We start from the raw sequence: 12,865 nt of genomic DNA, 5'->3' as shown, positions 1-12,865 counted from the left end.
GGGAGAATTAAATGAAAATATTAAATAACAGATATAGAATTATTAAAGAACTCCCGTTAGAATTAAAAAACAACGCCGGTTTTATTGTTAAAGATTTAACTTCCGATAAAGGCGGAGTGTTTGAGCTAAGACTAATATATGCTTCAAATATGGATGAAGATTTTATGCAATTTATCAAAGAAAAATTTATCCTGATAAAGCAGTTAAAAGAAACAGCTCATATAAAAAATTATGATTTTACACGTTTAATAAGCATAGATGATAAAATGGTAAATGGAGACATATACTTATATACAATTGAATATATAGAAAAAAAAGAACCTATGATGGACTTCTTACTTGATGCTAAAACAGAAGAAATTTTTGAACTTTTTGTTGCAATATTGAAGGAGTTAAACTATTTAATAACATACGGAATAGTATATAATAATTTTGATCTAAGTAATATTTATGTGGTAAGAAACAACGGCCGAGTTTTTTTAAAGGCAAAAGATATTGTTACAGAAAAAAATCAATATTCACATCAAATAAGTTTATTAACGGATTCGGAAATTCGTACATTTACCTATAATTATGATATTTTAAAAACAATTATTCTATCTTTGCTTTTAAAAAAGAATATAATAAAGAATCATGAAAGATATTTTCAGGAACTGCAACAGATAAAAAAACATCAATTAGACAATAAAAATGAAAAACAGCTTTATTCATGTTTTCTTAATATATATAACGAAATTAATGCACGAAAAGTAAAAAAAGAAACTTATCCATTTTATGAAATAATATCGGACATTAATTCCAAGATCAATACAAATTATAGCGTTTCGACTCCGATAAGTATTGAAAAAAATTATCAGTTTTCTATCGATCGTGAAAAGGAAAGAAAAGAAATATTTTCCATATTTAAACAAATAAAGCCGTCTAAACTCGAAAACAGAAATATATTGATAACAGGCGCATTCGGTGTAGGTAAAACATTTTTCTTATATGAGTTATATTTTTTACTATTGCTTGAAAAAAACGATGTTTATTATATTCCAAGTCTTGGTGATATGGATGATATCAAATTTATTCTTCATCTCATGAAAAGCTTATTTTTAAAGAATGCATTGATTCAAAAAAATTATGAAAAAGAATTAAATTCAATTCTTGATGCTTTAAAATCTGAAATAGAGGCCAACGAAGATATAACAAAAATAAGCGTACTTAAATACAAACTTATAAACCTAATAACAAAATTAATAATAGAAAATGCATCATCGCAACCGATAGTTTTTATTATTGATGATATACACTTGATAAGCGAATTTATAACAAAAACAATATTATACATAACAATAGAAAATTCAGATAAAAGAAACATAGTACTGATACAATCTCTAAATGAAAGTTTAGTTAATAATAATCATCACGCAAAAAAACTTATTAAAACATTATCGAATCAAGCATCTATAAAAAAAATAAATCTTCAAAACCTATCTGAAGCAGAAACTGAAAGTTTAATACGAAACACGATAAATATAAAAAACGTACCTGAAATATTATTAAAAAAAATATATTTAAATACATCAGGTAATCCCCTATTTACTAATGAAGCTTTAAAAGAGCTTACGATATCCGGTGAATTAAAAAAGGATACGCGAACCGAACTATGTAAGCTCTCTGTAAATTTATCTAGCCCTTCCATCCCTATACCTATATCTGTAAACATACAGCAAGCCGTAAAAAGACAAATAAAGGACCTTAATAAACATGAATTACTTTTTTTAAAAGACTTATGTATCTTCAAATTCAGTTTTAAAATACAAATTTTACCGGAAATTTTAAATATAACAGACACATCCGTTAAAAAATACATACCGAAATTTTTAGATCAAAACATCATAAAAAAAGCCACAAAACCATATACAGATGAATATGGAATTGTCAATAAAATTTTACAAAAAACTTTATATGATGAACTCGATTATCAATACCGAATGGAAATACATAAAAAAATAATACAAAAAATGAAGGGACTAAAAAAAATCGATATTTATGAATTTCTATGGCATGCAGAAAATGCAAAACTATTTGAAGAGGCGGTAAATTATTGTATACAATATAAAGATAAAATAAAGAAAGAATGTACTCACATAGCCTATATAGATATTTTTGAAAAAATATATACATTTATCCCAAACGATGACAACAATAAAAAACTGAATATACTCCTTATCCTTGCAGAATCATATCTGGAAAATGATAATTTAATAGAATGTAAAAGAAAAATAAAATCGGCCGAAAAATTAATAACAAAATCGAATGCGAATAAAATATTTGTAGCCAAAGTCCACATAATAAAAACGATTCAAGAAATTCAATTCAGATCTAGTTCCGAAAAAATTGCCAAATCGTTAGCCCTAGCTGAAAAGTCTACCGCTGAAGCAAATAATACTTATATACAATTATTTTTTGATAAGGCACGGATAGTATTTTTACAGTACAAAAAAAAACATGCCGAAGCCATAGATGAAGCAAAAAAAACTATATTAAAATGCGGTAATTTAAAAGAATTTAAATTAATAAAAACAAAAGCACTATTGGATCTGGCAAATAATCAGTTTTATTTGGGCCAATATAAAGAGGCAGAAAAAGCTTATTTGGAAACTCTTAAAACTGCAAAAGAAATAGGCGATATCAATATTGAAGACATACTCTTTAATAACTTAGCTATCATCCAAGAACAAAGATATAGGAACTTTGATGCAGCAATAACATATTATACAAAAATTTTAAAAAATAATAGTATATCAGGGAATTCACTTTCACAAACAATAGCTCTACTTAATCTAGGTATTACCTATTCACATTTTTATGATTATGAAACAGCCTATGGGATTTGTAATCAGGCAATAAAAAAAATAATACAAAATTCTTATAACGATAAAATATTTTTTGCTTATAGCTTTATGCATCATATCTTCTTGTCCATGTGCATGTATGATAAAACATCAGAAATTGAAATCCAAATAGAAAAAACACTAAAAAATAAAAATATATTAAAAGATTCTTACGAAATAAATATTTTTAATCAAACAAAAGCTATGTTTTATTATGCAATGGGAAGTTTCGAAACTGCAAATAAAATTCAAGATAAAAATACAGACAGTAAAGATGAAAACAAAAGCGTTGAATCCGTTTTCTCATCATTATGTATTAACCTGAATAAAATTGCACAAGGTAAAATAAATTCAACAAAACAACTGGAAGATGACCTCAACAAAATAATTTCCAATCCGGAATTATTGAATAATATATATCTCGTGTTTTATGAGCTGATTTATTATTTAAGAAAAACCATCATCTTCCGATATGACATTGATTTTAGAAAAATAATCAACATGGTACTCGGGATAAAGTGTCACAGTGATTATCCATTAATAAAAGCACCTCTATTATTTTTAGAAGCATATATGGATCCTGAAAATGCGGAAAAAAAACTTATAGAAGCAGCATCTTTAATTGAAAATAAATATATCTTGGATCTAAGTATAGATATAAACATAAAACTCGGATTAATCTATATTAATAATAATATTAACATGGCAATGATTAACTTTGCCGAAGCTCAAAAACTAATAGATATTTTTATAAAGAAGATACCTCTAAAATTCAGAAAAAGTTATTTTAATGCCCACCACTATGGATTACCTCCATTAATCATCTGTGACTATATCAATAAAAACATGAAGCCCGATTATAAAAAATTTATTGAGGCATTATCATATGAACAAACAAAACGGCTTTTATCAAAAAATAACATTGAAAAACTAAAAAACAATCCGGCATTTATCTTAAATATTATAGCACAAACAAAACAATCCAGTATATTTAAAAATAAATCGATTGATAATATAATAGAAAAATTTACAGATGATTTTCTACAAAACATAAAAATTCTTTTAAATTTTACAACTTTAAATCTTCTTGCAAATTCAGCTGATATATTTATAACTACAAATGACGGTAAAATAAAATCTTTATTTAATTTCGGTAAAAATAAAACCATAGAAAAAATTGCACAATTGATAGAATCATCTACATACAAAATTACAAATATCAAAACCGATGACGAAATTTCATCACATCTTGTTATTCCAATAAATTATCATTGTAATAAGCAAACTGGAAATACCGTAACAGGTTATTTGGTTTTTGTATCAAATAAAGAAATAAATAACTTCGGTAATTTTGGAATCAGTTTTTGCCTTAGTATCGAGAATATATTTGCATTTTTGATAGAAAGTTATAAAGTTCAACAAGAAGCTGCTACAGATAAACTAACATCTGCATTAACCAAAAAATATACTGAAGATGCATTAAGCGATCTTTTAACGGCTTCCAAAATAAAGAATAGCAGTTTTGCTTTACTAATGTATGATCTGGATAAATTTAAAAAAATAAATGATACTTTCGGACACCAAACAGGCGATACGGTCTTAAGAGCTGTAGCGAATACCGTATTGAACATATTAAAAAAGGGACAGATATTAGGACGAGTAGGCGGAGAGGAATTTATTGTCCTACTTCCCAATACCGAAAAAGAACAAGCATTGATAATCACAGAAAAAATCAGAAAACAGGTAGAAGCTTTGCATTTTGATAATCCGGCTATTGGGATAACCATCAGTATAGGTATAGCTCTCTTCCCAAAACACGGCAGTACGGAAAAAGACCTATTGTTAAAAGTAGACCAAGCCCTATATGCTGCAAAAAATAGGGGCAGAAACCAAACTGTTTTATGGAAAGAAGGCCTTGCACCCGGTAAAAAAAAGGCCGACAAGCTGGCCGGAATATTAACCGGGAACACTCTAAACGACACAAAAAACATTCTAAGTTTTATAGATACCGCTTCTCTAATACGGCGTTCTATACCAAAAACAAAAAAACTTGAAATTTGCCTTGAAAAGATAATCGATGCTGCCGGTGCGGACTCAGGAATTTTTGTCTACCCTACTAAGGAAAAAACATCCAAAAATGTATTTAAATATAAGACTACTCCAAAACCGGAATTTCCCGTAAATAAAAATCTCATAGCTGAAGTCATATCAGAAAAAAAAGAACTGTGCAAAATCGACTGGGAAAATATTTCGGGAAAAAGCAACATAACAGGAATTCCCAACTGGAATTCTGTCATTCTTCTCCCTATTATCCTAAAAGGAAAGATAAAAGCCGTAATTTATCTTGTAGTGGAAATCAGAAAAAAAGAATTTGGAATTGAAGATCTTAACTTGGTAAACTTACTCGCAGATCTAATCGCTCCATTTTTTTAAAATCGGGCAGGGGGGATTTGAACCCCCGACTTCTTGGTCCCGAACCAAGCGCGCTACCCCTGCGCTACTGCCCGTAAATAGGTAGCCTTAAAAACAAAAAGCTCACCACTAAAGGCGGTGAGCTTTTTCGGGAGCGACGGGGCTCGAACCCGCGATCTCCGGCGTGACAGGCCAGCGCGATAACCAGCTTCGCTACGCCCCCATAAGATTTGGCCATTTTATCAAAAATAAAAGAAAATGTCAATAGTTTTTAAAAAAAATATTGCAAAAATATCGTTTTTAGGGTATAGTTTTATTTGTAAATATAATTTAACATATGAGGAAAAATATGAATAATATAAAATCTTTTTCGGCACACACCGACTGTACAACAGTGCTGGTAGGCAAAAAAGCCAGCATCGACGGCTCAATTCTTATTGCAAGAAATGAGGATTTCCACTTGGCAATAAGCCCCAAAATCTTTGTTTTAGAAAAGGCGGTAAACGAAGCAAACCGGATTTATAAATCTAAAAACACAGGCGTGGAAATCCCCCTCCCTACAAAGGCATACCGCTACACCTCCGTTCCGCAAGCTTATCCGAACGATAAAGAAAACCAAGGCGTTTACGGCGAAGCGGGAATCAACGAAAAAAACGTAGCATTGAGCTCTACCGAAAGTGTCTACGGAAACGCTAGGGTGCTTGCATATGACCCGCTGGTAAAAAACGGAATTGCAGAAGATGCAATCAACGACATCATTCTCCCATTTATAAACTCTGCAAGGGAAGGCGTAAGCTATTTGGGAAAACTTATCGAAAAATACGGTTCAGCCGAGGGTAACGGTATTTTGTTTGCCGACCTCGATGAGATTTGGTACATGGAAATTCCCTGCGGCCATCATTGGGTTGCCGTAAGAATTCCCGATGACTGCTATGCCGTAGCTCCAAATCAGGTTTCAATCGAAAAAATCGATTTTAAAAAGCCTGATTATTATATGTGGTCAAAAGGCATCAAGGAATTTGTAAATGAGCATAAGCTGAATCCTGACAGAGAAGGTTTTAACTTTAGACACATCTTCGGAACATCAAGCGAAAAAGACAGAGTTTACAATACTCCCAGAGCTTGGTTTGCTCAAAAATATCTCAATCCCGAAATAGAACAATCTCCGGTATCCAACGATATTCCTTTTATCCAAAAAGCAAACCGCCTTATCTCGGTTGAAGATGTCGAATACATACTAAGCTCTCACTATAATGAAACGGAATTTGATCCTATCGGCATAGGCAATAGTGAGTTTAATAAAACACGCTTTAGAGGTATTTCGCTTTCACGTACGGCCGAATCCCATATTTTACAATTAAGACCCAAATCTCCAAAAGGGCTTGAAGGAATACAGTGGCTGGCACTCGGAACAACAGCATTTGTTCCGTATATTCCGTTTTTTACAAATGTTTTGGATACTCCGACGGCCTATAAAAGAATGACTCGTATGGTTTCTACTGATAATGCTTACTGGTTATTTAAGCTAATCGGCCATTTTGTTGAAGCTCATTACTCTACATTTAAGGATGATAATAATGCCTATCTTACCGAAATGCAAAGTTACGGAAGAGCCAGAGTAAAAGAAATTACTGACGCAGCGGCTAAAATACCTTCAAAATCTTTAAGCGAATTTTTAACTGAAGAAAACCGCAAAACAGCAGAGCATGTATTAAAAAGAACAAAAGAATATCTTTCCGATTTGATGTTGGAATCGTTTAAGTATTCAAAACTTTCATTTACGATGGATAAGAACCTGTAAAGAATAACAATCCGTAAAATAAAGCCCCAAGAGTTTTCTTGGGGCTTTTGTTTTCAAGAATTTTGCTCCTGCATTGCAGCAGGATTTTGCACATTTTGAACTTCATTTTCCTCCCCTTCTTCAGTTTCTAATATCAAATTTTTACATTCAACTATTTTTCCCATAAACACATCAGTTATGGTACGTATTTTTTCCGGCTCCTTAACCGTCTCCTCAACTTTATTTTCAGGTTGAGGCGGAATATATTCTTTTAAAATTAGTTTAAATTTTTTTCCTGTAATTTCAAAAATAGAGTCGATAACCGTATCCTTTTGTTTTTGAATCAGCGTATAATCAAACGAGCTGCGGGCAAAAAGTGTAAGGCTGTCATCCTTCAAAACCCAATCCTTACTTTGCCCCACAGCAGAAGACAATATCCCGCCCTTTTCTAAAAGAGCTTCAATTAAAGACTCTTTTAACTCTTCTACAGTATTAAAAGCATTTTCTACACTGCGGGCAGTCTGAAGTACGGTTTCTTGTTCTTCATCTTTTTTTTCAAAAGATACATTATCTGAAGGTACATTATTTGAAACCGGCTGTTTCTCTTCATTTTTTTTTTCCGGAAACCCGTCCAATTTATTATCCCGTCTTAAAACGGCTTTAAATTGTTCGGTCAAACTGCCCGCATTGTTAAAAGATTGGGAAGGCTCCCTCGGCATGGTCTCTTTAGACCGATTTTCTTCGCGGTGCGGAAGAGGTCTTGCTGCTTCAATATTTGCCCCTCGGCCGGAAATAAGGCTTTGAGCTGCGTCAAAGGCGGCTTTTAAATCGGCAGGTGATACATAGTCGCCGAGCCAAGAAAGGCGCGAAACTGCAAGCTCCAATTCATAACGCTGATCAATAGAAAACCTTAGGTCCTTAAAAAGCTGAAGCATTATACTTAGGGCTCTTTCTATTTGCACAGCCTCCCATCCCTGCAGGATATCCTGCGGAAAACGGTCGGCTCTTTGTCCGATAAGAGCTTCCTTTGTAATACCGTGCTTTACCAATAAAAGGCTTCTAAAATAATCCGCACAATCCGAAACTACCTGCTCGACCGAGATTCCACCCTGCAAAATTCCATCCAAGATAGACAGGGCTTCTTGACCTTTTTTTGCAACACAGGCCGACACAAGTTTATTGATCGAATCGACACCCGTAAGGCCGAGTTTTTCGTGTATCTTCTCGAAGGTTATATGCCCGTCCGAAAAAGCCGCAACTTGGTCAAAAAGAGTATAAGCATCTCTTACACTTCCGGTTGCCTCACGGGCAATCCAATAAAGAGCCTCATCATCTGCCTTTATACCCAGCTCTGCTGCGGCATCTGCCAAGGCCTGCTTTAGTATCTCTATCGATACTAGCTTAAAATTAAACTGCTGGCAGCGGCTTTTAATTGTCGCCGGAACCTTATGAATTTCGGTGGTCGCAAAAATAAACACGACATAAGGAGGCGGCTCCTCTATCGTTTTTAATAGAGCATTAAAGGCACTTGTCGAAAGCATGTGAACTTCGTCAATTATATAAATTTTATACCTGTTCGAATTCGGCGGAAATAAAATCTCATCTTTTATCTGTCTTACATCATTTACGCTCGTATTTGAAGCGCCGTCAATTTCAATTACATCCAAACACGAGCCGGCCGTAATTTCTTCGCAGGCAGTACAATGACCGCAAGGAGTAGGCCTAGGCCCCTCGGCACAGTTGAGCACCTTGGCTAAAATTCTGGCCGAGCTTGTCTTTCCGCAGCCCCTTGGGCCCGAAAAAAGATAGGCATGGGCTATCTTACCTGCTTCAATTGATTTTTGCAATGTTGCGGCTACGAATTCCTGACCCAGCAAATCTTCAAAACGCTGAGGCCTCCTCCGTGTCGCTGTTACTTGATATTCCATATTCGGAAGTATAACATAAATTCATTCAAAATTAAACTAGGCAACCCGTTCAATTTTCTATTAGATCTTACTTGAAAAAAAATATATTTTCTTTTAATATTTTGATATTCTTTTACAAAAAAACATACAATGATAGTAGAGGTGATAGTTATGAAAAATTTAAGAAAAATTTTGACTTTATCTATTTTTATATGTTTTTGTTTCATTTTGTGCGCCTGCACAGGATGTACAAATGTATTCCGCTTACAAAACATCGGAAAAGATGAGATTTCGATTGTAAGCTATAATGCACAGACCTTTTTTGATGCCGTAGAGGACGGACGAGAATTTAAAGAATTCAAGGGTTCAAAGACAAAATGGTCTAAGGAAAAGTATACCGAAAGGCTTTTCAGGCTAAAAGAGGCTGTTAATCTTTCATGCCTTGCCCTTGGTTTAGGGGAAAAGGCCATACCGGATATCCTCGTTTTACAGGAAATAGAAAGCCGTGCCGTTATAGATGATTTTTGTAAAATTCTCCCGATGAATAACTCATACAAATATGCAGTCTTTATTCCTCCCCAAAACGGCGGAGCCTTCAGCACTGCCCTGCTTTCAAAATTTCCTATAACCGAAACAAAGGTTTTTAATGTATATTCAGGCAAAAGGTCATTGCGGCCCCTGATTGAAACCAGAATTCAGATAGGCAATTCTACGGGGGATAACGAACTGGTGCTCTTAAATGTTCATTGGAAATCCAAGGTAGGAAGCTCCGATACAGACTCTATTCGGAGACAACAGGAAGAACAGGCCTATAAAAGACTAAAAGAATTAAAAGCGGCGGAACCTCAAACGCCATTTATCATATGCGGCGACTTTAATCAGACTCTGGAGGAATTTTCTCTTTTATCCGAATTTGACAATTGCTGGAATATTGAAGCCTATCAGACTGCAGCCCAAGAAGGAAGTCAACCCACCGGAAGCTATTTTTACAAGGAAAGCTGGGAAGGAATCGATCATTTTTTCTATTCGGATAATTTAAGCGATGGAAAGAACTTCGATCTAAGCTTCTTTTGCGTAATTAACTTAAAACCGCTGACCGATACTTCCGGAAAACCGGATAAATATTCCGTCTATTCAGGAAAGGGTTATTCCGATCATTTACCTATAGGCATAATTCTCAAAAGGCAATAATGTTTTTTTAAGCGGTTATATTTGCACCAATTAAAAAACCGTTCATTTATATAATGAACGGTTAAGCAAATACCGGCGAAGGGACTTGAACCCTTACGGAGTCACCCCCAATAGATTTTGAGTCTATCGTGTATACCATTTCACCACGCCGGCTCATTGAAGGCTCATTCTATCATAAAAATAAAACTTTGTAAAGCCCTCGCATTGCATCGGCACATTTTTCAGCTTTATCGCTTATTTTGCTATTATATATGTAAACAAATATACAAAGGGTGCCGTCAACAGAATCGAAAGGATAACTCTTTCAACCCAGATTATAAGATAGTCCTTCATCTTCAATGGAATTTCAGTGCTCATCATACAGGGGATTGAGGCCGAGAAAAATAATATTTCGGAAACGCAGGCTACAGCTACTACAAGCCTTGTACCGGCCGAGGCACTCGCAACTAATGGAGCCGGCAAAAACATTTCCGCAATGCTTGTGGCAAGAGCTTTTGCAGCAAGCACAGGTTCCGGCAGTTGTATCAGCCACGTAAATGGCACAAAGATATATCCGATTATGTCAAAGACAGGCGTATATTTTGCAATGATAAGCCCCAAACCTCCGATTGCCATTAAAGACGGAGCCAAACCTATTGCAAGTTTTATACCGTCAAGCAAATTTATTTTTACATTTTGGGGAAGAGAAGGAGCTGAAGAACAAACCTTTACGGCTTCTCCCAAGGCAATTTTAAATTTATTCCCCTTTACATCGGTTTCGATATCGCCCTTGCTGTCTTCATAATAGGAGTCGGCTTTTTTGGATAGAGGATATATTCTTGCAGTAATTGCTGTTACGATAAAGGTAACTATAACCGTTGTCCAAAAATAGAAGTTCCAGTGTTCCATAAACCCTAGGGTTTTTGCAACTATTATCATAAAGGTTGCAGACACGGTCGAGAAGCCCGTAGCGATAATTGCAGCTTCCTTATTAGTGTATTTTCCTTCTTTGTAAACACGGTTTGTAATGAGCAAGGCTATAGAATAGCTTCCTACAAAAGAAGCAACGGCATCAATAGCACTGCGGCCGGGAGTTTTCCAGACAGGTTTCATTACAGGACGCATAAATACGCCTACAAATTCCATGAGGCCGTAGCCGACGATAAAAGCTAAAAATACCGAGCCTATAGGAACGATGGTTGTGACCGGAACTACAATTTTACCGTAAATAAAAGGCAACATTCCTTTGGCTAAAAGAGCTTCAGGCCCTACATTGAACACCGTCATAATTGCAAAGGGGATTGCAAGAATGTTGATAAAGGAAAATACCATTTTTACCTTGGTCTTTTTCCATGCCCCCGTTACAAATGGAAAAACTACTCCCACACAGCAAAGCAAAAGCCCCCAGTATTTTGCATAATAGGGAATCTTTTGAATCAATCCCACAATATGATCCAATGGAATCGTCTTTTTTCCTCCGATTGCAATCGGAATAAAAAACATAAAAATACCGATCAAACTATAAACCACAAACCGGATTATAGTTTTCGGTTCCGTCTTTCCTTCGGGAACAGCTGTTCCGTTTCTTTTTTCGTCACTCATAAAAATTCTCCCATAAAAACTTTTTGCAAGGATTATCAAATCCTGAAAAAAGTTTTTTCACGCAGTTTGTTTACAAACTGCATACAATAATGCGACGTTTGCCGAAAGGCAAACTCGGCAGATAAACAGTGAGGCTGAATTCCTGCCGAACTGTTTATCATATCTCCTTATCATAATCATATTATGCCGGCAACATATTGATTACCTCACATTTTAAAGCTTTTCGATTTCTTCACGGCTTAAGCCTGTTCCTTCGGCTATTTTAACAATATCAAGCCCAAGCCGTTTAAATGCTGCAGCCGTTTCAAGAGCTTTTTGGTATGAGCCTTCGGCAAAGCCTTGCTGTATTCCAATCATTAGGCTTTCTTCACGCTGCACCGCTATATCAGTATCATAGTCATATTCTGCCAGTAACATATTTATCACCTCCCGTGATTTTCTTTGTAGATATTCTTTTAAAATGCCGTTTTGGATGCATTCTTTTATAGCACTTTCAAAGCCTTTTTCTTTATCAAGCGCGGTATGGCGGCGTACGGCTTCTACAAACAGGCTGTATTCTTCCAATGGTTTACAGGTCATTAAAATCTTATTCGCTTTGTCTGTGTTAATATTAAGCACTTGAACCGTTAGTTCCAGCGGAACTTGTTCCGATTTTGCGATGTAGGCCTCTGAAAGTTTGAGCGTTTTCTGAACCGGATATTTTGCCGTGCCGTTATAGAAGACGTAAAATTCAGGTATGGGAATTTTTTGCAAGGTTCTGTAATATTTTGCTTTCGGGTCTTGGATTTGTTCGTACAGACGTGCTACATATTGTAAGCAGCGCAAAGGCATATTTTCATTTATAGTCGATTGGTGTTCTGCCAGCACAATGATTTTATTATCAATCAGACACGATACATCATTGGACAATTTTGTATACATCGCCTGTTCAAGTTTAAGCGGCTTCAATTCCGCCGAAGAATCAAGGTGTGTGCCGTGCAGGGCATTGTAGAGCGATAAAAAGTTGGCTTTGGCAGTTTTATCTTCGCTGAATAAATCTACGAATACCGAGTCTTTGTACCGGCGATTGTGTTTTGCCATAAAGTATCCCCCTTATCTATTAGTATATCACA

The 12,865-nt window shown here is 35.0% G+C and carries 6 protein-coding genes and 3 tRNA genes; 3 read left to right on the top strand and 6 right to left on the bottom strand.

What is annotated here, in order from left to right; all coding sequences use genetic code 11:
* Positions 1-11: 11 nt before the first annotated feature.
* Entirely contained in the window at positions 12-5,315 is a 5,304-nt protein-coding gene (locus E4N80_RS00790; protein WP_253699700.1) for a diguanylate cyclase, read from the top strand.
* A 2-nt stretch (positions 5,316-5,317) separates the two neighbouring features.
* Here the strand turns inward: E4N80_RS00790 and E4N80_RS00785 are convergent.
* Positions 5,318-5,389, bottom strand: a tRNA-Pro gene (locus E4N80_RS00785).
* A 54-nt stretch (positions 5,390-5,443) separates the two neighbouring features.
* A tRNA-Asp gene (locus E4N80_RS00780) sits at positions 5,444-5,517 on the bottom strand.
* 126 nt (positions 5,518-5,643) lie between these two features.
* On the opposite strand from E4N80_RS00780, the gene E4N80_RS00775 reads away from it, so the two are divergent.
* Positions 5,644-7,095, top strand: a complete 1,452-nt coding sequence (locus tag E4N80_RS00775; protein ID WP_253699699.1) for a C69 family dipeptidase — start codon at positions 5,644-5,646, stop codon at positions 7,093-7,095.
* Positions 7,096-7,148: 53 nt separating this feature from the next.
* On the opposite strand, the gene dnaX is transcribed toward E4N80_RS00775, so the two are convergent.
* Positions 7,149-9,002 (bottom strand): DNA polymerase III subunit gamma/tau, encoded by a 1,854-nt coding sequence (dnaX, locus tag E4N80_RS00770; protein WP_253699698.1) that lies wholly within the window; start codon positions 9,000-9,002, stop codon positions 7,149-7,151.
* Between the two features lie 150 nt (positions 9,003-9,152).
* Between dnaX and E4N80_RS00765 the strand changes: the two genes are divergently transcribed.
* The gene (locus E4N80_RS00765; RefSeq protein WP_253699697.1) at positions 9,153-10,172 is read left to right on the top strand and encodes an endonuclease/exonuclease/phosphatase family protein; all 1,020 of its coding nucleotides are present in this window, start codon (positions 9,153-9,155) and stop codon (positions 10,170-10,172) included.
* Between the two features lie 70 nt (positions 10,173-10,242).
* On the opposite strand, the gene E4N80_RS00760 is transcribed toward E4N80_RS00765, so the two are convergent.
* The 3 genes from E4N80_RS00760 to E4N80_RS00750 form a co-directional block, all read right to left on the bottom strand.
* Positions 10,243-10,325, bottom strand: a tRNA-Leu gene (locus E4N80_RS00760).
* Between the two features lie 81 nt (positions 10,326-10,406).
* On the bottom strand, positions 10,407-11,753 hold the full coding sequence (locus tag E4N80_RS00755; RefSeq protein WP_253699696.1) for a YjiH family protein: 1,347 nt from the start codon (positions 11,751-11,753) through the stop codon (positions 10,407-10,409).
* Positions 11,754-11,966: 213 nt separating this feature from the next.
* Positions 11,967-12,833 (bottom strand): Rpn family recombination-promoting nuclease/putative transposase, encoded by an 867-nt coding sequence (locus E4N80_RS00750; protein WP_253699695.1) that lies wholly within the window; start codon positions 12,831-12,833, stop codon positions 11,967-11,969.
* Positions 12,834-12,865: the final 32 nt, after the last annotated feature.

The organism is Treponema denticola (genome assembly GCF_024181605.1).
Classification (GTDB): domain Bacteria; phylum Spirochaetota; class Spirochaetia; order Treponematales; family Treponemataceae; genus Treponema_B; species Treponema_B denticola_B.
This window is presented reverse-complemented; position numbering and strand designations above follow the sequence as displayed.